This is a genomic window from Variovorax sp. P4_B11, from assembly GCF_056402355.1.
The window spans coordinates 15,112-38,188 of sequence record NZ_JBFUHO010000045.1; the positions used below are offsets into that span (position 1 = coordinate 15,112).

21 protein-coding genes and 2 pseudogenes are annotated in these 23,077 nt (G+C 65.3%); 14 read left to right on the top strand and 9 right to left on the bottom strand.

Annotation, left to right across the window (positions count from 1 at the left end):
- The first annotated feature begins 32 nt into the window (after window positions 1–32).
- A complete protein-coding gene (locus AC1DYD_RS29625; RefSeq protein WP_478176322.1) occupies window positions 33–1,229 on the top strand; it encodes an acetyl-CoA C-acetyltransferase in 1,197 nt (398 codons plus the stop codon).
- A 287-nt stretch (window positions 1,230–1,516) separates the two neighbouring features.
- On the opposite strand, the gene AC1DYD_RS29630 is transcribed toward AC1DYD_RS29625, so the two are convergent.
- Window positions 1,517–1,798 (bottom strand): hypothetical protein, encoded by a 282-nt coding sequence (locus tag AC1DYD_RS29630; protein ID WP_478176323.1) that lies wholly within the window; start codon window positions 1,796–1,798, stop codon window positions 1,517–1,519.
- Between the two features lie 122 nt (window positions 1,799–1,920).
- Here AC1DYD_RS29630 and AC1DYD_RS29635 point away from each other — a divergent pair.
- Window positions 1,921–2,441: pseudogene (locus tag AC1DYD_RS29635) on the top strand (ISAzo13 family transposase); the annotation flags it as partial.
- A 90-nt stretch (window positions 2,442–2,531) separates the two neighbouring features.
- Here the strand turns inward: AC1DYD_RS29635 and AC1DYD_RS29640 are convergent.
- Entirely contained in the window at window positions 2,532–3,398 is an 867-nt protein-coding gene (locus tag AC1DYD_RS29640; protein ID WP_478176324.1) for a helix-turn-helix transcriptional regulator, read from the bottom strand.
- Window positions 3,399–3,509: 111 nt separating this feature from the next.
- Between AC1DYD_RS29640 and iaaH the strand changes: the two genes are divergently transcribed.
- From iaaH to AC1DYD_RS29665, 5 genes are read left to right on the top strand one after another with little or no spacing between them, the layout of a single operon-like run.
- The gene (iaaH, locus tag AC1DYD_RS29645) at window positions 3,510–4,889 is read left to right on the top strand and encodes an indoleacetamide hydrolase (RefSeq protein WP_478176325.1); all 1,380 of its coding nucleotides are present in this window, start codon (window positions 3,510–3,512) and stop codon (window positions 4,887–4,889) included.
- The gene (locus AC1DYD_RS29650; protein ID WP_478176326.1) at window positions 4,886–5,275 is read left to right on the top strand and encodes a nuclear transport factor 2 family protein; all 390 of its coding nucleotides are present in this window, start codon (window positions 4,886–4,888) and stop codon (window positions 5,273–5,275) included. The genes iaaH and AC1DYD_RS29650 overlap by 4 nt, the downstream gene beginning before the upstream one ends.
- 32 nt (window positions 5,276–5,307) lie before the next feature.
- On the top strand, window positions 5,308–6,087 hold the full coding sequence (locus AC1DYD_RS29655; RefSeq protein WP_478176327.1) for an MOSC domain-containing protein: 780 nt from the start codon (window positions 5,308–5,310) through the stop codon (window positions 6,085–6,087).
- Window positions 6,088–6,135: 48 nt separating this feature from the next.
- The gene (locus AC1DYD_RS29660) at window positions 6,136–7,185 is read left to right on the top strand and encodes an NAD(P)H-dependent flavin oxidoreductase (protein WP_478176328.1); all 1,050 of its coding nucleotides are present in this window, start codon (window positions 6,136–6,138) and stop codon (window positions 7,183–7,185) included.
- 1 nt (window position 7,186) lies between these two features.
- A complete protein-coding gene (locus tag AC1DYD_RS29665; RefSeq protein WP_478176329.1) occupies window positions 7,187–8,152 on the top strand; it encodes a PDR/VanB family oxidoreductase in 966 nt (321 codons plus the stop codon).
- 444 nt (window positions 8,153–8,596) lie between these two features.
- On the opposite strand, the gene AC1DYD_RS29670 is transcribed toward AC1DYD_RS29665, so the two are convergent.
- Together AC1DYD_RS29670 and AC1DYD_RS29675 are read right to left on the bottom strand one after the other, a co-directional pair.
- Complete coding sequence (locus AC1DYD_RS29670) at window positions 8,597–8,890, bottom strand: type II toxin-antitoxin system RelE/ParE family toxin (RefSeq protein ID WP_478122267.1); 294 nt, start codon at window positions 8,888–8,890, stop codon at window positions 8,597–8,599.
- A 6-nt stretch (window positions 8,891–8,896) separates the two neighbouring features.
- Window positions 8,897–9,181 (bottom strand): CopG family transcriptional regulator, encoded by a 285-nt coding sequence (locus AC1DYD_RS29675; RefSeq protein ID WP_478176330.1) that lies wholly within the window; start codon window positions 9,179–9,181, stop codon window positions 8,897–8,899.
- Window positions 9,182–9,310: 129 nt separating this feature from the next.
- Here AC1DYD_RS29675 and AC1DYD_RS29680 point away from each other — a divergent pair, with 129 nt between their 5' ends.
- On the top strand, window positions 9,311–10,414 hold the full coding sequence (locus AC1DYD_RS29680) for a DNA-binding protein (RefSeq protein ID WP_478176331.1): 1,104 nt from the start codon (window positions 9,311–9,313) through the stop codon (window positions 10,412–10,414).
- Window positions 10,415–10,818: 404 nt separating this feature from the next.
- Here AC1DYD_RS29680 and AC1DYD_RS29685 read toward each other — a convergent pair whose 3' ends face one another.
- Window positions 10,819–12,177 (bottom strand): M20/M25/M40 family metallo-hydrolase, encoded by a 1,359-nt coding sequence (locus tag AC1DYD_RS29685; protein ID WP_478176332.1) that lies wholly within the window; start codon window positions 12,175–12,177, stop codon window positions 10,819–10,821.
- Between the two features lie 95 nt (window positions 12,178–12,272).
- Between AC1DYD_RS29685 and AC1DYD_RS29690 the strand changes: the two genes are divergently transcribed.
- Window positions 12,273–13,184, top strand: a complete 912-nt coding sequence (locus tag AC1DYD_RS29690) for a LysR substrate-binding domain-containing protein (protein ID WP_478176333.1) — start codon at window positions 12,273–12,275, stop codon at window positions 13,182–13,184.
- On the opposite strand, the gene AC1DYD_RS29695 is transcribed toward AC1DYD_RS29690, so the two are convergent.
- On the bottom strand, window positions 13,179–13,391 hold the full coding sequence (locus tag AC1DYD_RS29695; protein WP_478176334.1) for a hypothetical protein: 213 nt from the start codon (window positions 13,389–13,391) through the stop codon (window positions 13,179–13,181). The two genes, AC1DYD_RS29690 and AC1DYD_RS29695, sit on opposite strands and share 6 nt — an antisense overlap.
- A gap of 25 nt (window positions 13,392–13,416) precedes the next feature.
- Here AC1DYD_RS29695 and AC1DYD_RS29700 point away from each other — a divergent pair.
- The 4 genes and pseudogenes from AC1DYD_RS29700 to AC1DYD_RS29715 all read left to right on the top strand — a co-directional run bounded on the left by AC1DYD_RS29700 (window position 13,417) and on the right by AC1DYD_RS29715 (window position 16,104).
- Window positions 13,417–14,156, top strand: a pseudogene (locus AC1DYD_RS29700) (IS6 family transposase).
- A gap of 537 nt (window positions 14,157–14,693) precedes the next feature.
- Window positions 14,694–15,005, top strand: coding sequence for a type II toxin-antitoxin system RelB family antitoxin (relB, locus tag AC1DYD_RS29705; RefSeq protein WP_478176335.1), 312 nt, complete (start codon window positions 14,694–14,696; stop codon window positions 15,003–15,005).
- Complete coding sequence (locus AC1DYD_RS29710) at window positions 15,002–15,298, top strand: type II toxin-antitoxin system RelE/ParE family toxin (protein ID WP_478176336.1); 297 nt, start codon at window positions 15,002–15,004, stop codon at window positions 15,296–15,298. The genes relB and AC1DYD_RS29710 overlap by 4 nt, the downstream gene beginning before the upstream one ends.
- Window positions 15,299–15,339: 41 nt before the next feature.
- Window positions 15,340–16,104 carry a hypothetical protein gene (locus tag AC1DYD_RS29715; protein WP_478176337.1) on the top strand — a complete coding sequence of 255 codons (765 nt, stop codon included), beginning with the start codon at window positions 15,340–15,342 and terminating at the stop codon, window positions 16,102–16,104.
- Between the two features lie 431 nt (window positions 16,105–16,535).
- Here the strand turns inward: AC1DYD_RS29715 and AC1DYD_RS29720 are convergent, their stop codons facing one another.
- From AC1DYD_RS29720 to AC1DYD_RS29730, 3 genes are all read right to left on the bottom strand, one after another.
- Window positions 16,536–17,255: an IS6 family transposase gene (locus AC1DYD_RS29720; RefSeq protein WP_478176338.1), complete on the bottom strand. Its 720-nt coding sequence runs from the start codon at window positions 17,253–17,255 to the stop codon at window positions 16,536–16,538.
- Window positions 17,256–17,427: 172 nt separating this feature from the next.
- Window positions 17,428–19,164, bottom strand: coding sequence for a GMC family oxidoreductase (locus AC1DYD_RS29725; RefSeq protein WP_478176339.1), 1,737 nt, complete (start codon window positions 19,162–19,164; stop codon window positions 17,428–17,430).
- 148 nt (window positions 19,165–19,312) lie between these two features.
- Window positions 19,313–20,773 carry a benzaldehyde dehydrogenase gene (locus AC1DYD_RS29730; protein ID WP_478176340.1) on the bottom strand — a complete coding sequence of 487 codons (1,461 nt, stop codon included), beginning with the start codon at window positions 20,771–20,773 and terminating at the stop codon, window positions 19,313–19,315.
- Window positions 20,774–21,025: 252 nt separating this feature from the next.
- Here AC1DYD_RS29730 and AC1DYD_RS29735 point away from each other — a divergent pair, with 252 nt between their 5' ends.
- A complete protein-coding gene (locus tag AC1DYD_RS29735) occupies window positions 21,026–23,062 on the top strand; it encodes a sigma-54-dependent Fis family transcriptional regulator (RefSeq protein WP_478176341.1) in 2,037 nt (678 codons plus the stop codon).
- Window positions 23,063–23,077 lie beyond the last annotated feature (15 nt).

Here is a 23,077-nt window from a genome sequence, read left to right on the forward strand (position 1 = left end):
TCTTCCATTCCATCTCGAACAGGACAACGACCATGAGACAAGCCTTCATCGTCAACCCGCTGCGCACCCCCGTCGGCACCTTCGGCGGCAGCCTGCGGCCGGTACCGGTCGAGGAACTGGCCGCCACAGTGGTGCGCGAGGTGATCGGGCGCAGCGATATCGATCCGCTGCGCATCGACGACGCGGTATTCGCCCAGTCCTACGCCAACAGCGAGACGCCCTGCATCGGACGCTGGGTCGCGCTGCAGGCCGGCGTGCCGGTCGAGGTGCCCGGCATGCAACTCGATCGTCGTTGCGGCGGCGGGCTGCAGGCGGTCGCCACGGCCGCGATGATGGTTCAGAGCGGCGCGGCCGACGTGGTGCTGGCCGGCGGCGTGGAGAGCATGAGCAACATCGAGTACTACTCGACCGACATGCGCTGGGGCGCGCGCTCGGGCTCGGTGCGCATGCACGACCGGCTCGAGCGCGGCCGAGAACGCTCGCAGCCGGCCGAGCGCTTTGGTCCCATCTCCGGAATGATCGAGACGGCCGAGAACCTCGCGCGCGACTACGGCATCTCACGCGAGGCCGCCGATGCCTACGCGGTGCAGAGCCACCAGCGCGCCTCCGACGCTTGGGAGGAGGGCCGCTTCGCCGACGAGATCGTTCCGGTGGCGGTACCGCAGCGCAAGGGCGACCCCGTGAGGTTCGCGCGCGACGAGGGCTTTCGCGCCGACACCTCGATGGACACCCTGGCCAGGCTGAGGCCTCTGATCAAGGGCGGCACGGTGACCGCGGGCAACGCCAGCCAGCAAAACGACGCCGCCGCCGCATGCCTCGTGGTCGCCGAGGGCCAGCTCGCACGCCTGGGGCTCGCGCCGATCGGCCGCTTCGTCGGCTGGGCAGCCGCCGGCTGCGAACCCTCGCATATGGGCATCGGTCCGGTGCCCGCGGTGAAGAAGCTGCTGAGGCGCATCGGGATGACGCTCGACGACATGGACCTGGTCGAGTTGAACGAGGCCTTCGCCTGCCAGGTGCTGGCCGTGCTGAAGGGCTGGAACTGGGACGACCAGGCACGACTCAACGTGAACGGCTCGGGCATCTCGCTCGGCCATCCGATCGGCGCCACCGGCGTGCGCATGATGTGCACCCTGCTGCACGAGCTGCGCCGCCGCGGCGGCCGCTACGGGCTAGAGACGATGTGCGTCGGTGGCGGCCAAGGAATTGCCGCGGTGTTCGAGCGCACATGAACGACAGCGCCCCCACCATCGACCTCCAGGCGTGGATCGGACGCGAAGACATCCAGACCGTGCCCCTGGACGCGCAGCCGGTGTGCACCATGGCCGCCACGCTCGACCTGGATCGGCTCTGGCCACTGGCAACAACAGCTCCAGTAACTCCGAGGACTTGGCATACGGAATCGTGGCGGCGAGACGGCTTTGGACGTACTGCACCTCTGCCGAGATCCAGCGCCGGGCCCGCCGTTCGCTTGGGGCAGTGCCGCAACGACATTCGCATCGCTGCCAACGCGGCACCTTCACGACAACACTGCCAAACAGGCTGCGGTAGTGGACGTCGTGGTAGTCTTGATGGCGCGATTCAGGCCACAGCCATCGGATCGGCGCTGGCTCGTCGACATCAGTTCGACCTGACGCGTGACGATCCAGGCCTGCATCTGCGCGAGCAGCGCCTTGGCATCGGCCAAGCCCAGCCCCAGAGTCTCGATGCTCGGCTGCGCATCGACCTCCAGCGTCAGCAACGGCAACGCGTCCGACTCGGCAGGGCCGCCGGAAATGGCAAGACTGACTTTGATCTGCATGGCCAAGCTCCAAAGGGGCGCCAGGCGTCATTTTCAAGCCAGCGAACTCGACCGCAGATTGGCCAATCGCGATAAGAACTCGCAAGTTGGCGTCTGCACACCCCACCGTTTGAATCGCTCTCGTCCACGACTTCGTTGACGCCGAGCTGGGTCGTGCGAACCCCTACGGCGTGTACGACATCGGCGCCGACGAGGGCTGGGTCAGCGTAGATACCGATCACGACACGTCTGCGTTTGCCGTTCAGACGATCCGTCGCTGGTGGTTCACGATGGGGCGCCAGCGTTATCCCAAGGCAAGCGAGTTGACGATCACCGCCGATGGCGGGGGCAGCAAGGGCTACCGCGTTCGGCTGTGGAAGCTCGAGTTGAGCCGGCTCGCCAAAGAGACAGGTCGGCGCATCCGGGGGTTGCACTTCCCGCCCGGCACCAGCAAGTGGAAAAAGATCGAGCATCGCCTGTTCTCGTTCATCACGATGAACTGGCGCGGTCGTCCGTTGATCAGATCGTCCAGCTCATCGCCGGCACCAAGACACGCAGCGGCTTGAAGGTCCGCTCCGAAATCGACACCAATTCCTACCCCAAGGGCTTGGTGGTCAGCGACGCCGACTTCTCCACCATCGAGATCAAGGCCGACAAGTTCCACTGTCGACGAAGAAGACGCGCAAGCGCGAGTTTCTCGACGAGATGGATCGGGTGGTGCCTGCAAGCGTGAAGGGCACCGCACGCTAGCCAGCTAGGGGCTTGTCGCCAGCCGGGACATCTCGCGGATCAGGCTCTTGCGATCGGCGCAGCCCGTCTTGCGGAAGACGTTCGTCAGGTGGGTGCGCACCGTGGTGAAGCCAATGCCGACGCGGCGCGCGATCTCCTTGTCGGAGTGGCCCTGCGCCGCGAGTACGGCGACTTGCGCCTCGCGGCGGCTGAGTTTTTGCAGGCGCATGAGCAACTCTGTCACGCCTTCGCCTGAGATCGAGTCGAGGCTCGGGGCGCACCCATCGCCCGCCCGTCCCAGCGCATTGACGATGGATGGGTACAACACGCGCAGCAATTCGATCTCGTGCGCATCGAAGTTCTGCTTTCGTTTCGCGCGCCAGATTCGCATGTCGCCCAGATCGACGCGGCCATCGTGGGCGTAGAGGTTGACGCCCCAGTAAAGGCCTTCCGATTTCAGGAACCCGTCGAAGAACTCGGTGCGAACGAGTTCATGCTGCGGCATGACCTGCGTGACGAGTGTCGGATAGCGGCGAGCCCGCAGCCTCAAGGCGATCGGGTCCGTGAACTGAAAACTTGTCTCGTAGGCGCGCAGGTGCGCCGGGTCGGCATGGCAGCAGATTCCGCGGCCGAAGCGCTGGCTGCTGTCATCCCACACATAGGATGCCAGGTAGTCGGCGTCCAACAAGTCGCTCAGGGACTCGGCCAGTCGCAAACGCAGTTCGTCGTGGCCCATCGGCCGCGTCAGGGCGTCCATCACGCGTGACAGGTGCTTGGTTTGCGGACCGGTGAGGTACATGGCGGCGAGTTTGCGTGGGTGCACGGAGGGACAAGCAAATCGGATGCCCGCCTGTGTCGCAGCAGTGTAGGAAGTGCAGCGCGGCGGCGTCAATCGCGCTAACCCGGGCAGGCCTGTCTCGGCGCCGTGGCTCCTCATTGATGAGGATGTCGCTCTGGAGCGCATCGGACCTATGCTGCCTGCAAATTCCCAGCACACGCTTCGATGACCACTTCTGCCAGACCCTCCGCCGAGCCGGCCGCACAACGGGTGGACGCCGCCCTGGCTCGTGCCGGCGAGCGGGCCTCGCTGGGTGCCTTCCTGTGCCTCGATCCGATCGGGGCGCGTAGCGCCGCCCGGAAGGCGGACGGCCTCGACGCCACGCAGCGCGCCTTGCGGCCGCTGCTTGGATTGCCCATCGCAGTCAAGGACAACATCGACGTCGCCGGGCTGCCCACCACGGCAGGCAGCCCGGCGCTGGCAGGGCATGTGCCACGACGCCACGCTACGGCCGTGGCGCGCCTGGTCGCGGCAGGCGCCGTGGTGATCGGAAAGACCAACCTGCATGAGTTCGCGCTCGGTGTCACCACTAACAACGTGGCTTTTGGGCCAGCGCGAAACCCGTATGCGCCCGATCGTATCGCCGGCGGCTCCAGCGGTGGCAGCGCCGTCGCCGTGGCGGCGCGTTTGGTGCCAGCCGCGCTGGGCACCGACACCGGGGGCTCGATCCGCATCCCGGCAGCGCTGTGCGGTGTCGTGGGATTTCGCCCGACCGCGGGCCGCTGGCCCAGCGATGGCGTGGTCCCGATCTCGGCCACGCGCGACACGGTGGGCCCGATGGCTCTCAGCGCGGCCGAGTGCGCGTTGCTCGACGCGGTGGTCTGCAATGAAACGCTCACGCTCGCCGCGGCTCGGCTCGAGGGCTTGCGGCTCGGTGTGCCGCGGCGGCTGTTCTGGGAGGACCTGGACCCCGCGATGGCCGCCGCTGCCGAGGCCGCGCTGGTGCGGCTGGCGGGCGCCGGCGTCGAACTCGTACCGTGCGATGTGGCGATCGACGGCGACGAATGCGCGCGGGCCGGCCTGGTGATCGCGATGGCCGAAAACCTCCCCGGGCTGCGACGCTACTTTGAATCGCACGGCTTGCCCTTCGACGCCCGGCGCGTCGCCGAAGCGGTTGCCGGCGCCGACGTACGGGCCGCCTTCGCCCACATTCTGGGCGGCGAGGCACCGACACCCGCCGACCATGCCCACGCCCTCCAGGTGCAGCGCCGCGCCTTCCAGTGCGCGTATGCCCGCTGCTTCGCCGAGCATCGCGTCGAGGCGCTGATCTTCCCTACGACGCCGTTGCCGGCCGCGCGCATCGGCGAGGACGACGTCGTCAGCCTGCGCGGCCGGCCGGTGTCGACTTTTTTCACCTACACCCGCAACGCCGGCCCGGCCAGCGTGGTGGGCCTGCCCAGCATCAGCCTGCCGATGGGGCTCAGCGAGGCCGGCTTGCCGCTGGGCATCGAACTGGATGCGCCCGCCGGTGCGGACCGTCGCTTGCTGGCCATCGCGATGGCGATCGAGGCACTCTGGCCGGTGATGCCGGCTCCTGCGCCATGAGCGGGCCCGCATCGCCGGCCGGGCGCATCGTGTCGGTGCTCGATGCCTGGGCCCGCGCATTCAACGAGCCGGCGCCCGATCGGGTGGCCGGATGCTTTGCACCCACGGCGCTGTTTCAAGGCCTGCAACCGCAATGTCTCGTGAGCCGGGACGCCATTGCAGCGTACTACCGCGCGGTTCCCGCTGGCACGCGCGTCGGGGTCGACGTCACCCAGGCGCTGGCATTGAGCGAACAGGCAATCGCCGGTTTTGCGGACCTGCGATTCGACATGGCCGACAGTTCGGCTCTGCTCTCGCGGCTGTCGCTGACCCTCTTGCGCAACCACCTGGCCGGTGCGGAGGATCACTGGTCGATTGCGCAATGGCATGCCGCGCGCGCAATTTGAGCCGCCCCAAGGACACCTACCTGCCAAGACCCATGAGAACCATCCGCACCCTTTATCGATATCCCGTCAAGGGCCTGTCGCCGGAATCGCTCGACAAGATCGAATTGCGCGCCGGCCACGGCATTCCGCTCGACCGCGAGTTCGCGCTGACCAACGGCAGTTGGGCCTACGACGCCCAGACCTATCAACCGCGTCCGAAGTCGGACTTCCTGATGCTGATGCAGCATGAGCGCCTGGCCGCCCTTCGCACCCAACTCGACGCGCAAGCTGGGCGCCTCTCGGTGCTGGCGCCGGATGGAGAGCGGATCGAGGCAGCGCTGGACGACCCGGCAGCTCTCGACGGCTTGGCCGCGTTCGTCGGGCGTCACGCCAGAAAGGCCTTGCCGGGCACGCCACGGCTGGTCCGAGCGCAGGGTGCGCGCTTCACCGACGTGAGCGTGGTCTCGCCGGCACTGATGAACGCGATCTCGTTGACCAACCTCGCCACGGTGCGCGACGTCGCGAGCGTGCTGGGCAAGGAGGTGAACCCGCTGCGCTTTCGCGCCAACGTCTACTTCGACGGCGGTGAGCCTTGGGAAGAGCTGGGTTGGCTCGACAGGGAAATCCGCCTTGGCGGCGTGCGCTGCCGCGTGGTGATGCGCACCCGGCGCTGTGCCGCCACCAACGTCGACCCCGAGACCGGCGTGCGCGATCTGGGCATTCCCCAGACATTGCTGCGCCACTTTCGGCACGGCGATCTCGGCGTGTACGCCGAGGTGCTGGACAACGGTGGGCTGCAACCCGGCGACGCGCTGACGCCACCCACACCCTGAGTTGCCCTTTCGTTTCGTATCGAACTTTCCATCCCAAGGAGCCCGACCATGCCCACCATCCCCTCGATCGCCACGCGCTTTACCGAACGCTACGGTGTGCAGCACCCCTTCGCCTGCGCTGGCATGGCCTTCGCCGGCCTCACGCCCGACCTGGCCATTGCGGTGTGCAAGGCCGGTGGCATCGGCGCCCTCGGTGTGGGTTTCACGCCGCCGGAACTATTGCGCGAGTACATCCGCGCCATCAGGGCAGCCACGGACGCGCCGTTCAACGTCAATTTCATCACTTGCTTCGACAACGACGCCCAGGTCAAAGTCTGCGCCCAGGAGCGCGTGCCGATCGTCTCGTGGCACTGGGGCCATCCGTCCGACGCCAACCGCCGCGTGCTGCGCGAAGCCGGCGTGTCCTATTGGGAGCAGGTCGGCAGCGTCGAAGACGCGCAGCGCGCCGTCGAAGCCGGTGCCGACGTGATCGTCGCCCAAGGCTACGAGGCCGGCGGGCACAACTACCAGGGGCTGCCCGGCAAGCCGGGGTTGCCGACCATGGTGCTGCTGCCCACCATCGTCGACGCGGTCGGTGCGCGGGCGATGGTGCTGGGCGCGGGCGGCATCAGCGACGGCCGGGGTGTTGCTGCTGCATTGGCACTGGGTGCCGATGCCGTGTGGGTGGGCACCCGCATGGTGGCGACGCTGGAGGCCGCCGTCCACGATGAGCACAAGCGCCGCATCGTCGCGTCGCGCGGTGAAGACACTGTGTTCAGCTCGATCTTCGGCCCCGAGTGGCCACACTTCAATCCGATGCGGCTGCAACGCAATCGCGTGGTGGATGAGTACAACCACCGCCTCGCCGAGGTGCCGACGCAGCGCGACCACCTCGATCTGGTGGGAAAGACGGTGCTCTACGGCCAGCCGATGGAGATGCGCAAATTCAATGTCATCCTGCCATCGCCCGCGACCGAGGCCGACTGGGAAGAGATGCCATGGCTGATGGGGCAAGGCGCCGGCCTGGTGAAGGACATCGCGCCGGCCGGCGAGGTGGTGGTGCGCATGATGAACGAGGCCAAGGCCGTGCTGACCCGTCTGGCCAAGGCCCAAGGCTGACATGGAGCTGCAGGTTGCCGAGATCATTCAGCGCACGGCCGACATCCGCTCGTTCGTGCTGAAGCACCCGCAGGGCGCGATGCTGCCGGGATTCTCCGCGGGCGCGCACGTCAATGTGGGCGTTCGCCTGGCCGACGGAAGCGCGGCGCAGCGTTCGTACTCGCTGGTCAACCGGCCCGGCAGCGGCACCGTGGACCACTACGAGATTGGCGTACTGCGCCAGGCCGGTGGCCGCGGCGGATCTCTGCACATGCACGATGCGGTTGTGCCCGGTGCATTGATCGAACTCAGCGAGCCGGTCAACGGCTTCCCGCTGGCCGACGATGCGCCGTACCACACGTTGATCGCAGGAGGCATCGGCATCACGCCCATCCTGTGCATGGCGCGCGTTCTGAGCGAACGCGATGCGATCGTCGACCTGCACTACTTCGGCCGTTCGCCCGAAAGCGTGGCTTTCCGCGACGAACTGCGCGCGCTACCCGGCCTGGCGTTGCACGAAATGCATTCGGCGGACCCGGCAGTGGCACGCGCGGCACTGGCGCAGGCGATCGGCTCTCCCGATCCGCAGCGGCACCTGTACGTCTGCGGCCCGGGCGGCATGATCCAAAGCGTCATCGATATCGGCGTGCAGGCCGGCTGGAACGAGCACCACGTGCACTACGAGTTGTTCGGCAGCCAGGTGGTGGGCAGGGACAACAAGGCCTTCACCGTGCGGCTGGTGCGTACGGGCCAGCGCATCGAGGTACCGGCCGATGTGACCCTGCTCGACGCGCTGCTGGCGCACGGCATCGACGCGCCCCACGACTGCCGTACCGGCGTATGCGGCAGCTGCCTGACGCCGGTCGGCAACGGCATCATCGATCACCGCGACAGTTTCCTGACCGAAGACGACCGGCGCCAGGGTGGGCTGATGTGCGTATGCGTGTCGCGGTCTGCGGATGGCGCGGAGATCGAACTCGACATCTGAGCGACGTACTTCGGCCATGCGGGCGCCCCGAGGCCGGTGGACGGGGCACCTCATCACCCAAGGGGCCGACGATGACCTTGCTTCTCGGATGCCTGCGAGAGGTCCGGATCCTTCGTGGTGAATTCGACTTGCTGCCGCCACCTATCGATGGCGATACTTTCTCCGCGGGAGGCTTTCCGGACAATGGCAAAGAACTGGGCGATGCTCGGTCACGCTCCGAGTCTGACGAAACCAGTTCCTCCCATGGCCGCAATACGCGACGCGCAGAGCCGGATGCCCCAAAAGGCCCCCTAACCATGGCTTATAGAAACTGAAAGGGCTAACGACCGACAGGCCTTGCTCCGCGCGCATCGAACCCGAGGCCGTCAGCGATGCTTGCCATCCCTATCGCAGGCATGTCGAGCGATGGCATGCCCTACAAATCATGCGCCCCATTCGACGAGATCAGTGCTTGAAACCAGACTCTCGCTGCGCGCGAACTGCCAATATGAAAACCGTATCGACCTCGGCAAGATAGCGATACAACGCGACATAGCCTCGAGCACCCTTGCCAATGACCAATTCCCGTTTGCCATCCCTCACCGGTCTGCCGATTTGAGGGCTATGCGCGAGGATCTGGATGGCCTCGATGATTTCCTCGATCCGCTTCGCGGTGTCCACCGCGTCGTACTGCGCCATGTGATCCAGGAAGCGATCAAGATCGTCAACGACTTCAGGAGCAAGCTCGATTCGAGCCATGCTCGGTCAACGCGCAGGCCGGCGCGCTGACGGCCGGCGCGCTTTCTCGCCACCAGCGCGGGCCTGCAAGTACGCCTTTGCATCTGTCCACGCCACCGACTTGCCAGTTCGCTTCAAAGCAGCCCAACGTTCATCGGCGATACGGTGCAACTCGTCGTCCGTCTCTATGCGCTCTACTGTCTCGGAAAGCGCATCCAGAATGAAGGCGTGTGGCGACTTTCCGGCTCGCTCGGCAGCAGCTGCAATGCGAGCTTTCAGAGCATCTTCCATTCGAATCGTGGTGGTGGACAAAGACGGCTCCCGGAACTTGTGAAACGAGCACTACTGTAGCACATTTGTGCTACGGCTCGATTCGAACACAGGAGTTTTAAATCTGGGCTCTATTATTATCGCAAGTAAAAAAAGGCAGGAGAAGAGGGCATGGATCCGAGAAGTTCGAGTGATGAATACCACCCGGTCCGCAGCGGCCGCGGGATCCAGGAGGCCCAGGTCTGGGAAGCCGCCGACGCGCTGCTACACGCAGGCCTGCGCCCGACCATCGAGCGCGTGCGCCAGAAAATCGGCAGCGGCTCGCCCAACACCGTGAGCCCCATGCTCGAGCGCTGGTTCGCCACGCTCGGCAAGCGCCTCGACGGCAGCGGCGCGAGCCTGGCCGTCGGCGAGGCGAACGAGCTTCCCCTGTCCATCGTCCAGGCCGCTCAGCAGTTCTGGGACGTCGCCCGGCGCGAGGCCGATCAGGTGCAGATCCAGAAGACCGAAGCCGCCCGGCGTGAGCTCGAGTTGGAGCGCAGCGCCCTGGCCCAAAAGGAAGCCGATCTGCAGCAGCGCGAGACCTCCTTCGAGCAGGCCCGCGTGGCGCTCGACGAGGCCCTGGCGTCCTCGCGCCAGGCGGTCACGGCGATGGAGGCCCAGATGCACACGCAGCAGCAGGAGTCCGCTCGCCTGCTCAGCGACGCGGAAGCCGAGGTGCGACGCCTGCGCAAGTCCCTTGACGAGGCCGTGGCCAGCAAGGAAGCCCTGCGCGAGAAGGCGGCGATGGAGCTCGGCGCGGCGCAACGCGACGCAAGGGAAGCCGAGCAGCGCCATGTCACCCACGAGCGCCGCCTGCTCGCCGACGTCGATCGAGAGCGGGTGACCGCGCGCCAGGCTGCCGCAGATCTTGTGAAAGAGCAGAAGGCCCGCGCGGCGGACCAGGACGCAGCACGCACGGCGCAGGCGGCGGCACAGCAGGCCCTCCAGGCGGAGAAGTCGACGCACCGCGATGCGGCCGCCGCCTGGTCTCTCAAGGAGCAGGAGGGCCTGATCGAACTTGCGACCCTCCGGGAGCGCGCCGCGGATCTGGGCGACCGGCTGCGGCGCCAGGAAGCGCAGGCCGAGCGCGAGATCGCCCGGTTGCGCGAAGAGCAGGCGGCGACGATGGCAGCGCTGCGCCAGCGCGAGGCGGGTCTAGCAGAGAGACGGGCACAGACCGATGGGAAGCCTCAGGCCGTCCGGGCAGCGCGGGGCAAGAAGCCATCTGAGTGAGCACGGTCTAGCCGAGGCTGGGCCAGCCCTTGGATCGCCTTCGCGGGGCACTCACGAAGATGGACGAGGACCATCGCGGATTCGAAAGGACGCGCGCCGACGCTCCTGCCTTCTATTTCGAGCGCAGTCGTCATGCGAGGGCACTCGCAAGGCGGGTCCAGAGACTCTACTCGCGGATCGAAGACCTATTGAATCAGGCGATAAAACTTTGCGGCTCGTAGCCTCTCAGGCGATCGCCGCCCTCTCCTTCCAGGGAACAAAACACGTGCCGGGCCGCGTCTTGCGCCTTTGGACCGGTGATCTCCCGGGTTGTTGATGAGCCGCACGCTTGACCGCGTGCGCGGGCTCGCCCCAGGACAAGCCCACAGCTTGCAAGGCCCGCTGGCCAGGGTCTAGCGACTCTCCTACTCTGTCCGCGGAGGGCGCTTGGGCAACAGCGGCTCGCTGACGCCCTGCACGCCTACCAGCCCGAGCACCGTCATGAGGGAACTCTGTGCACCCTTCCAAGCATCCGTCATGTCGATCCATTCGCCGAGTGAGTGAAAGCCACCGGTCTTGCCCCCTCCGCCAATGATGATGGCGGGGATGCCCAGCGACATCGGCACGTTGGCATCGGCGCTGCCGCCAATAAACGTCGTCTTGCGGCCAAAGGCCGTGTTCGAGCGCACTGCAGCCTCTGCGATCGCGGAATCCACCGGCGTGCGACCGCCCGGGCGGTCGCCGATGAGTTTGTGCGACACGCTCAGCGTGTTGACCCCCCAGCGCTTGTTTTCTTCCGCTACCCCTTCGTCGACTGCTGCGAGTATTTTCTTTTCCGTGTCGAGCAGCGGGCCCATCTCGTCCGAACGGATGTCGATCGCCATGCTCGCAACCGGCGCGATGGTGTTGACCGACGTGCCGCCGCTGACAGTTCCGACGGTGAAAGTCGTCTTGGGAAAGCTTGGCGTCTTGATGTCGCCGATACGGGCGATGGCGCGGCTCATGCCATGGATCGCGCTCGGCACCTGGCCAAACGCGAGATAGCTATGTCCGCCGGGCCCCTTGAAAGTGACTTCATAGCGGTGGCTTGCCGTCCCGAGCACGGCCACGAAGCCGTCCGGCGCCGGCTCCAGACCCACCATGCCGTCAATATCGAGATGTTCGGCAAAGATCCGCTTGATGCCGCGCAAATTTCCAAGCTCCTCTTCACCGACGTTGGCGACGAACAGCAGGTCGCCGACGGTTTGCACCTTGTTGTCGTTGAGCACCTTGAGCCATGACAGCAGCACTGAGAGGCCACGCGTATCGTCCGTGATCCCCGGCGCGTACAACTTGCCATCCCGCTCCTTCACCTTGACGTCGGTGCCCGCCGGGAACACTGTGTCCAGGTGCGCCGAGACCAATAGAGTTGGCCCGTTGCCAATGCCCTTGCGCAAGCCGACGACGTTGCCTTCGGCATCGATCCTCGCGTCAGCTAGGCCAAGCGCTCTGGCGCGTGCCAGAAAGGCCTCTGCGCGCTTGCTCTCCTTGAACGGCGGGGCTTCGATCTCCGTCAGCATCTTCAAGTCTTCGATCGACCGTTCATGGTCGGCCTTCACGGCATCGAGCAACTGTGCAACCGCGGAAGAAGCCATCAACTGCCGATAGGCCTCGTCGACGCCCGGGCTGACTTGCTGCGGCGTGGGTGCGACGGTGCTGAAGCCCTGCCCCTGAGCAATGCCGGCGCAGCAAAGCGCAGCGACGAGCGGGAGGCAGGCGGAACGGAGTGAGCGCGGAAAGGACATGGCGTGAGATGGGGTGAGGTTGTGCTCATCCCATTTTTTCGCGTTGTCCGCTGACGTGCTCTCGTTTATTCTTCGGTGCTGATAGATTTTCTAACATGCCTCGCCATCTCCCCAGCACCCGCGCCTTGGTTGTGTTCGATGCAGTCGCCCGCCATCACGGCGTCGCCAGGGCGGCAGAGTCCTTGTGCCTCACGCACGGCGCGGTGAGCCAGCAACTGCGCTTGCTCGAGGCGCAACTGGGTGTGCGTCTGGTGCACCGCACCGCGCACGGGTCAGAGCTCACCGATGCGGGCCGCCGCTATCACGCCCAGATCGCGGGTGATCTGGTCAGACTGGAGAACCACACCTTGGAAGCGATGGCGCAACGCCCCGATGGCACACGCCTGCTGGTCGGCGCGGTGCCAGTCTTCGCAGAACGCTGGCTACTGCCGCGCCTGCCGGCTTTCGCCGCGAGGCAGCCCGCCTGCAGCGTGCACTTGCAGATCTTTCATACGCACATTTACATGGACGAACCCGCCTTCGACGTCGGCGTGCAGTACGACGATGCCGTGTGGCCGGGGGCGCAGTCCCATGCTCTGCTGCCCGAGTACTGCGTGGTCGTCTGTGCGCCTCGGGCGCGCCACCGTCGCGAGATGGCGCGAGGCGATTTCCGTTCTGCAACGCTGCTGCAAATGAGCTCGCGGCTTGGTGCCTGGCAGGAGTGGTTCGCACAGGCCGATATCGACCGCACACCGACCAACACTGTTGCAGGCCACCGGTTCGACCTGTTCTCGATGATGATCGAAGCAGTGCGGGGCGATCTGGGGGTGGGCCTCGTGCCCCAATACTTCGTCGAGCGTGAGCTCCGCTCTGGCGACCTTGTTCTGGCGCACCCGAAGGTCACTCGGAGCAACCGCGGCTACAGCGTGTTCAGCGTGCCGCGCAAGGCACAGGATCCGATAGTCGACGCCTTCATACGCTGGCTCGGCGAGGTGGCGGCAGATGGGCATCCACCACCATCACTATGAACCGACTGATGCTCCGGCGCTCCGTCCTTCCGACGAGGCGAGCGCCTGGATGCTTCGGATGATCAACGTGCCGAGCTGACGGGTGTTGAGCGGATTGCCCCTCTGGTTCAGCAACCCTACGTTGAGCCGCACCGCCAACTCGCGCAGCACCGGCTTGGCCGGCACCTGCGGCTCACCATCACGCAATACCTCGATCGGCATTGTCACGTTGGCGATGTCGTAAGCTTGCCGAATGCAAACGACGACGAGATCGCTCTACCACGGGCACCGGTTTCCCGCAGTGGTAATCAGCCAAGCGGTGCGCTGGTATTTTCGATTTCAACTGAGCTTGCGAGACATCGAGGAGCTTCTGTTCGAGCGCGGTGTGGTCGTCAGCTACGAGACGATCCGGCGCTGGTGCGACAAGTTCGGCGCGAGCTTCGCACATCGCGCCAAGGCCGCGCGTCGCAAGCCAGGCTCGACCTGGCATCTGGACGAAATTTTCGTGACGCTGCGCGGTGAGCCCTATTTGCTGTGGCGCGCTGTCGATCAGCATGGTGCCGAGCTCGACATCCTTCTGCAGAAGCGCCGCGACAAGACGGCCGCGAAACGCTTCTTCAAGCGCGTGCTCGCGGCTTGCCCGGAGGTTCCCCGCAAGATCGTCACCGACCGACTGCGCAGCCATCCGGCTGCGAAAGCCGAGATCCCGGAGCTGGCGAACGTGCGGCACGTGTTCGTGAAGTCCTGTGCCCGCGTGAACAACCGCGCCGAGAACAGCCATCAGCCCACCCGTGAGCGCGAGCGCCGGATGCGAGGATTTCGCCGGCCTGAGTGCGCCCAGGCTTTTCTCTCAACCTTTGGCCCCATCCGCCAGCACTTCGCGCTCAAGCGTCATCTGCTGCGCCCTTCGTTTATCGCAAGCAGCTGGCTGCGCGCTTCGATGCCTGGCGCCTTATCACGGGCCTTGCCCGAAATCCGTCCACCGTCTTCTGAATGGCGGCCCCACCTGCCGTTGTCGTGTCCACTGACCGCCAACGTGACAATGCCGTTGGAACTGCCGCGGGCCAGCCGCGCTGCGGTGGGCGCGGGCTACGTGCCGAAAAGGCGACTCGCAAGTGGGCGGCCAGATGGGCCAGATCGTCGCCCCATAGCTGTACATCGCCGCCGGCATCTCGGGCGCCGTTCAGCATCCGGCAGTCTCTTTTGGCTGTTCCATGTCGCATGCAAAAGGTCAACACGCCTGTGTCAGCAATGGCACGAGCGGGAACAAGTAGGCGACTGGCTGCAATCAGCCTTCTGAGCCATCTCGCTCGAACTGGACTGCAAATATTTTGCGATAGGCCCTGCTTGTCGGCGCTAGGTCAGCGTGCCCAAGCGCTGCATCCTGAGCAACATCAGGCGGGTCGCCACATGCGAACGAATTCGCGCGACGAGAGGCAGGCTGCCGGGCTCGATGCGTGGCGGGGCGGCGCCCCACAAAGCCATTCATTTGCATTACAATTTCTCCTCGCCCGCTGTTTGGAGCCGTTGATGACCACTGCCAATGCCTTGGTGCAAACCCGCATCGCCGCAAATGTTCGGGACCGCGCCGTCGAAGTCCTCGACGGATTGGGCCTGACGGTTTCGGACGTCGTTCGGATCGTGCTGACGCGCGTTGCGAATGAAGGTGCGCTTCCTGTCGGTCTGGTCGCCGACACGGATGCTCATGACGCTTGGTTTCGGGCCAAGGTGCAGGAAGCTTTAAACGATCCGCGTACTCCCATTCCGCACGATGAAGTGGAAGCCCGTTTCGCAAATCGTCGCGCCGCGGCGCTGCGTAGGAGTGCCAAGGGTGGCGCGTGAGAATTGAATGGTCGCCTGTGGCGCTCGACGACCGGGATCGCATTTTCGACTACTACGACATTGAGCAGGACAGTCCGCGCGCGGCAATCACGATAGACGAACGCATCGCGCGGCAGATCGAAGTGCTGATCGATCACCCCGAGTTCGGGCGCCCCGGTCGCGTCGACGACACACGAGAACTGGTCATCAGTAAAACGCCCTACGTCGTCGCCTATCGCATCATCGGAGACGCGATCCGAATCCTGCGTGTGTTGCACGGCAAGCAGCTGTGGCCAGACGACATTCAAGAGTAGGTCTGCTTCGCTGCTCGTAGCCGCGCAGCCATCGAATCCCAATGTCGACTCGATCAGGAGAACGGGAAGCCGACCTTCAGCAGCGGGAGACCTCCCTCGAGCAGGCCCGCGTCGCGCTCGATGAGGCGCTCGCATCCTCGCGCCAGGCGGTCACGGCCATGGAGGCCCAGATGCACACGCAGCAGCAGGAGTCCACTCGCCTGCTCAGCGACTCGGAAGCCGAGGTGCGACGCCTGCGCAAGGCCCTCGACGAGACCGTGGCCAGCAAGGAAGCCCTGCGCGAGAAGTCTGAGATGGAACTCGTGGCCGCGCACCGCGACGCAAGGGAGGCCGAGCAGCGCCATGTCGCCCACGAACGCCGCCTCCTTGCCGACATCGATCGCGAGCGGGTGGCCGCGCGCCAAGCCGCGGCAGACCTCGCGAAAGAGCAAAAGACGCGAGTGGCTGATCTGGAGGCCGCGCGCAGCGCTCTGGAAGCAGCAAGCCAGGCTCTCCAGGCGGAGAAGGCCGCGCACCGCGACGACGCCGCCGCCTGGTCGCGCAAGGAGCAGGTGATCCAGGTCGAGCTTGCGACTCTTCGGGAGCGCGCCACCGGGGCAGAGCACCGCGCGACCGATCTTGCTGCCCAGTTGCAGCGCCAGCAAAAGCAGGCCGAACGCGAGATCGCACAGCTGCTGCGCGAGAGCCAAGCGGCGACGGCCGCTGCGCTGCGCCAATTCGAGGCGCGTCGCGCAACGGGTGACGGTGAGGTTGCCGAAAAGTCTCAGCCTGACCGGGCCGCGCGAGGCAGGAAGCCAACCAAATGATCGATGATTGTGACGGCGGGCTGCCTGGAAAGACGTACGGCTGGGCCGCGCTTGGCGCCCTCGCCTACTGGCGGCCACCGTCGTGGACATCCTTGGCGTTCGAACCGCCCTACCCAACCAACCGCGGCGCTTTCGATTTGACGAGGTGCGGACGGTAGACAACGTGCGTCTGGTCAAGAGGTTGGGCGCGGCATCCACGAAGACGCTGACGGCGGCCTTGAGCACGCTGCAGGAGGTTTTCGCCGAGTAGAGGAAACAAGGCGGGTTCCATCCGGCCCGACAAGGCGCTGCGCGAACGGGATGGCAACGAGCTGATGCGCGTTTTGACTCAATGCCGCCCGGCGCTTTGAAAATCCGGCAATGGACGCTCGCAACGGCTCTGGTGCAAAGTTTCGGCGTAGCCGAGAGATGTCTCCAGAGGGCCGCGCAGGTTATGCCGAAAGCACGGCATTCCAGATCGCGGGCGCAGTTTGGCCCCGAACATGCAACCGGCCGAGATTGAACTGACCCTTGCGAACTCGGTGCAGCAGTTCGACGCCGGCGATCGTCACCGCAGCGCGGTCGAAGACCTTGAACCCGAGCATCGGGTTGAGGCGTGACTTCACGCCCCGATGGTCTTGCTCGATCATGTTGTTGAGGTACTTCGATGATCGCAGCCGCGTGTCTTTCCATCGAGGGCTCTGCTCGGGCAACTCGCGTACCGCACGATGGGATGCGGCGTAGCCATCCAGCGTGATGCTGACCGGAGGTCGACCTTGGGTCTTCAGCGCCTTGCGAAAGAATGCCTTGGCTGCCTTCACATCGCGGTTGGCGCTCACGCGGAAGTCCACCGTCTGCCCCTCGCGATCGACAGCACGATACAGGTAGGTCCACTTACCGCGAACCTTTACATAGGTTTCGTCGACGCGCCAGGGTCGACCGGCCTTGCGGGCGAAGCGATTCCAGCGCTTCTCGAACTCGGGCACGAAGCGCTGGACCCAGCGCATGATCGTTGTATGAGCCAAGGCCAGGCCGCGCTCGGCCATCATCTCCACCAGATCACGCAGACTCAACTTGAAGCGCAGGTACCACCGAACGCAAAGGATGATGACCTCACGCTCGAAGTGCCGGCCCTTGAACAGCTCGTCCATGCTTTGCAGCCTCTGCGCCATCGATCCGCTTTCAGTTCAAACGCCACAGCCTACCGGAGGCGCGATTTGCACCAGAGCCCGCGCGCTGCTCGTCGATAGCAAGACCCAGACGCGGCGCGTGGCGAAGCCGCAGTTAGACGCCATTCCGGCCGAAGTCTTGGCCACGACTGCCGAAGGCTCGCAGACCCCCTGCTCAGCGCTTCGCCATCAGAATATCAGCCATCCGCTCGCCGATGATGACCGTGGACGCCATCGTGTTGCCGGTGGAGACGCGCGGCATCGCCGACGCGTCCGCGATCGACAACCCCTGGATGCCTCGGACCGAGAGCTTGCCGTCCAACACCGACATGTTGTCGCGGCCCATTTTGCACGTGCAGCTTTCGTGAAAGTAGGTGCCGGTGGCATTGCGCATGAAGTCCCTCAGGGCGTCGCCTTCCAACGGCCCGGGCATCACTTCACGCTTGACGAATTCCTTCATTGGCGCGGAGTTGCCGATCTCGCGGCACAACGCGATGCCGCGCATCAGCGCCTTGACGTCGTCGGGATGGGTCAGGAAGCCACCATCGACGAGCGCCATGTCCGCGGGGTTGGCCGATGCAAGCGTCACGCGTCCGCGGCTTTTCGGTCGCACAAGTCCGGGCGCGATCGACCACGAGCCTGCCGGTGGGTTGAATTGCGGCCCGGTGACTTCGGACGCGTACGGCACCTCGATCTGGAATGGCTGGAGGTCGGGTGTGTCGAGTGCCGGATCGCTTTTCCAGAAGAACGTCGCCTCGGCGGCGTTGTTTGCCGGAGGCAGCGGAGTGTTGTACTCCCAGATGCAACCGGCCAACAGCGCGTGATCCTGAAAATTCCGGCCTACGCCGGGCAGGTGGTGCTTCACCTTGATGTTGTGTCGCTTGAGTTCCGCTTCGTCTCCGATGCCGGAAAGCATCAGTAGCTTCGGCGTATTCATCGCGCCGGCGCTGAGAACGACTCGGCGAGTGGCTTTCACCACGGTCAACTTGCCGTCTCGCATGAGCGTCACGCCGGTCACACGATTTCCGACCATCGTCAAACCCTGCACTTCGGCGCCCGTCAGCAGCGTGAGGTTCGGTCGCTTCAAGGCGCTGTAGAGATAGTCCGAGGGCAGGTTTCGCCGCCGCCCGTCGCGGATGCGCAGATTCGCGATCGCGACGCCGCCGTCGCCTTCCATCATCTTGCCGTTCTGGTCGTCAAATTTTGGGATCCCTGCTGCTGCAGCGCCATCGAGCATCGCATGCGCGATCGGATTGGGGTTTCTCGCGGGTTCGATCCAAAGGCGACCGCCCTTGCCGCGACGGGCCGGATCGGGAACGCCTTGCCAGTCCTCGATGCGTTTGTAGATCTTGAGGACGTTCGCGTAGTTCCAACTCGCGTCACCGGTCTCCGAAGCCCAGAAATCGAAGTCGTTCTTGTGTCCGCGGGCCCAGACGGTCGCGTTGATGGACGATCCGCCGCCGACGACCTTGCCCATCGGCAGGATCAGCGCGCGGTTGTTGACAGCCGGGCTCGGCGCGGCGCTGTACTTCCAGTCCCGTTCGCTGCGAATGTTGGCGGGCCACATGCCGGGATTCAGCACCGCTTCGACTTGGTCCGTGCCCCCCGCTTCGAGCACGAGCACGCGGGCGTCGGTCTCTGCGGCCAAGCGGCCGGCAACCACCGAGCCACCGCTGCCCGAACCGATCACGATGTAGTCATATTCGGGTTGCAGGTTCCTGGCGTTGTAGAGCTGCGTGATGGCAGCGTCGCCGCCTTCTTGCGCCATGGCTTGCGCCATCGAGAGGCTCGTTCCGGCGGCAACCGCCAGGCGGATGAAGTCACGCCGGCCCAGACGCCCGCGATAGAGCGCGTCCTCCAGTTGGTTCAGCAGGTCCCCCCGATCCAGATCGGGTGTTTTCAATTTCTTCATGAACAGTCTCCAGTCATTCGAGTTGTTGCGGCGGGCACGAGCTCGCAAGCGCGGCTGCGTGGCTGCGTGGCTGCGTGGCGTGATGAAAATCGGTCGGACAGCGCAGGCCGACCCGCCTTGCACGGCGACGTCGACCGGAGCGCTCGGTTCAGAACGGGTACTGGATGCCCTGTTCCATCACGCTGATCCATTGGGACTGCGTGAATTCCTCGATATTGGCGGGGCCTCCGAAGCGCCCCCCATTGCCTGAGGCACCCATGCCGCCGAAGGGCACGTGGAATTCGTTGTTTACGGTCTGGTCGTTGATGTGAACCATGCCGGTGTGAAGCCGCTGCGCGATCGCGACGGCGCGTGGCGTGCTGCGCGAATGGATCGCAGCGGCCAGACCGTACGGTGAGGAGTTCACGAGCGCGACTGCCTCGTCGTCGGTGTCGAACACGGTGATCGGCGCGACCGGACCGAATACTTCTTCGGTGAACACCGCCATCTCCGGGCGCACGTCCGACAGCACCGTCGCGCCGTAGAGCAGCCCTTCGCGCGTACCGCCCGCCACGATCTTGGCGCCGTCCCGCACCGCATCCTGGACAATGCTGGCGACCCTGGCGGCCTGGCGTTCGTTGACCAACGGCCCGAGGTGAACTGGGCCGGCGTTCGGATCCCCCGCGTGCAACCTGGATGCACGGGCACCCAGGAGGTCGGCGTAGCGCGCTGCCACGCTTCGGTGCACCAAGTGGCGTCCCGCCTGCATGCAGATCTGCCCCTGGTGCAGGAACGCGCCCCAGGCCCCGCTGGAGCTCGCGACATCGAGATCGGCATCGTCGAGGATCACCAGCGCGTTGTTGCCGCCAAGCTCGAGCGCGCACTTTTTCAGCAGCCGCCCGCAGGTCTCGCCGATGCCGCGACCGACGGCGGTCGACCCGGTGAACGAGACCATCGCGACGCTGTCGTGGCGAACCACTGCGTCGCCCGTCTCCGCTCCGCCAGGCAGCAACTGCAGCACGCCTTCCGGGAGCCCGGCATCGGCAAAAACCTGCGCAATGAGCGCGCCGCCAACGATCGGTGTCTGGACGTCGGGCTTGAGCAGCACCGCATTTCCCAGCGCCAGCGCGGGCGCTACCGATCGCATCGCCAGCAGCAGCGGGAAGTTCCACGGCGCAATGACGCTGACCACGCCCAGAGGGATGCGGCGCCAGTAGTTCGTTCGACCGGGCATCGACGACGGAAAGATTGCCCCGGTCGGCTGCATCGGCAGCGCCGCGCTCATCAGGATCTGCTCGTAGGTCGCATGCAATTCCCAATCGGCCTTCGCAGGGATCGATCCGGCCTCGCGCACATTCCATAGCTGGAACTCGCCCGCGCGCTCCTTGAGCAAGCGTGCGGCCTCGCGCATCACCGCGGCGCGCTGGTCGAACGGCGTCGCGGCCCATCCGATCTGAGCGGCAGCGGCACCCCGCGCGGCATCATCGACGTCACTCTTGTCCGCGAACCCTACGTGAGCCAGCGTAGCACCCGTGGCCTTCTCCAGCACGGCGGCCTCGCCTCCGTGAGCTTCCCGCCAACCGTTGACGAAAATGCGGCTGTCCCAGGGGTTGCCATCGCGATTTGTCATGTCTTTGTCTCCTGTGGTGAAAGTCGCGGTCGACTACCCGTTCGCCGCTGTGCTCTCTTCCGCAAGACCCGTACCGCTGTCTCGCAAGGCACGTCGTAGAGGAAAATCTCCTTTTTCGTCAAGGGCTTGCATGTGCACCATTGGTCGACCTGGGCGCCTGACGAGGAGCGCGGCGTCTCATATCGGGACGAAGGCGTCTCCAGATGAGAATTCGTGCCGGAACCGAGACGGGCGTGCTCGGTACAAACCATCTTGCTGCGCGCCGCCGAAGTCACCAACATCGCGTCTTTGCCCGTTTTGAAGTCCTTTGACGTGCTCACTTCTTCACCGCTCATCGCCTACCAGCCAGAGGCAATCTGGCATGCACGCCGGGCATTCTTCGACGAAGGAAGGGAAACTGTTGGCCACATAGGCGATGCCGTGCTGCGGTCCTGGAGGCGCTGCAGCGATCAGGGGCATCGGGTGCAAGACGCCGTTGAGTTCGCTCCCGTGGAGCGCCCTGCCCTGCAGTTGCTGATGGAGCGAAATCGCACGCTGTTGGAGGTGGCGCAGCCCGAGCTGGGCTCGCTCGCGCGTTCAGTGTCGGACGCCGGCTATGCAACCCTGCTGACAGACGCGCGCGGCCATGCACTTGCGGTGGACGGCGCAATCTCCTCGCACAGCAAGCCGCTACGCCATGCGTTTCGTGCCGGAGTCGACCTGTCGGAAGCATCGATCGGCACCAACGCGATGTCCGTCGCTATGTCGGAGCAGCAGCCTGTGAGCGTATGCGGCCCGGAGCATTACTTTTCCGACGTACAGGTCTTCCATTGCTGCGCTGCACCCGTGTTCGATCCGCAGGGCCAGGTCATTGGCGCGGTCGACGTCAGTCACGACATGCCCGGCATGCTGCGAAGCGCGCTCTGGCTCGCCAGCCGTTGTGCACAACGCGTCGAACGACGCCTCTTCCAGAGCCTGCCTTCGTTCTTGCATCTCGAAATTGACGTGGATGAAGGCTTCACGAACGCGGACGGCACGTCGACACAGGCCTGGCTCGCATTCGACGACGACGGCCGACTCGTCGCCGCGAGCCGTGCCGCGCGTCAATTGATGGGTCTGCCTTCGGAGCTTGTCGGTTTCGCCTTCTCCGAGCTCTTCGATACTCGCTTCGGAAGCTGGCTGTCGCAGTTGGATGCGGCTTCATCTCATGGCTTGCCACTGCAGCTGCGGGGCGGTGTCCGCCTGCGTGCGCAGTCGATGGCAGGCACGGTTCGCGCGGTATCGGCGAGGTCGTTCGTCGCGCCGCCGCTGGCGGTCACGACCGAGTTCCGTCCACCCGCCACGCCTGCGGTGCGCACCGAGATCCGCCCTTTATTCGGCGATGAACGACTGTCCCGCGCTTTTGAACAGGCTCGGCGCGCGTTACGCGCCAAATTGCCGATCCTTCTGACTGGGGAGACTGGCACGGGCAAAGACGTCACGGCTCGCGCGCTGCACCACGCAAGCGCGCAAGCCGAGGGTCCATTCGTCGCGCTCAATTGCGCCGCCATCCCAGCCGAGCTCTTGAGCGGCGAACTGTTTGGGCACGTCGATGGGGCCTACACGGGATCTCGCCGGGGTGGTGCCACCGGCAAGATCGAGGCGGCCCACGGAGGGACGCTCTTCCTTGACGAGATCGGCGACATGCCGCTTCCACTCCAGGCGGCGCTCCTGCGTGTACTCGACAGCCATGAGGTCGTGCGGCTCGGCGACACGAAGCCGCGCCATGTGGATGTCCACATCATCTGCGCTACCCACCGCGACCTGGAGGAATGCGTGGCCGCGGGACAGTTCCGCGAGGATTTGTTCTATAGGGTGACGGGCCACGTCATGGCCCTGACACCGCTGCGGGAGCGCATGGACTTCGATGAGGTGCTGGACGCGCTTCTTCGGCAAGCCTCCACGCCCGCGACGAGAGTGCCAGAACCGGTTCGCGAGCGGCTACGAAGCGCACCTTGGCCAGGCAACGTCAGGCAGCTGTCCCACTCGCTAAGGCGCGCTCTCGCGCTCGCTGCACCTGACGCGCTTTTGTCGTGGTCGGATTTCGAACCAAAGGGACAACCCGTTGACTCGGCCCCCCGCATGGAATCGTCGCGCTCGGTCGCGATGGACACGGGTATGCTTCGCGCGGCCCAGAACCGCGCGATCGCGGCTGCGATGAAGGAAACGGGCGGCAACGTTACCGAAGCAGCGCGTCGGCTCGGCATCGGTCGTGCGACGCTTTATCGCAAGGTCAAGACGCTCAAGGAGCAAGGTCGGACGCTGGAGTAGGGGCGCGCCTCGGTC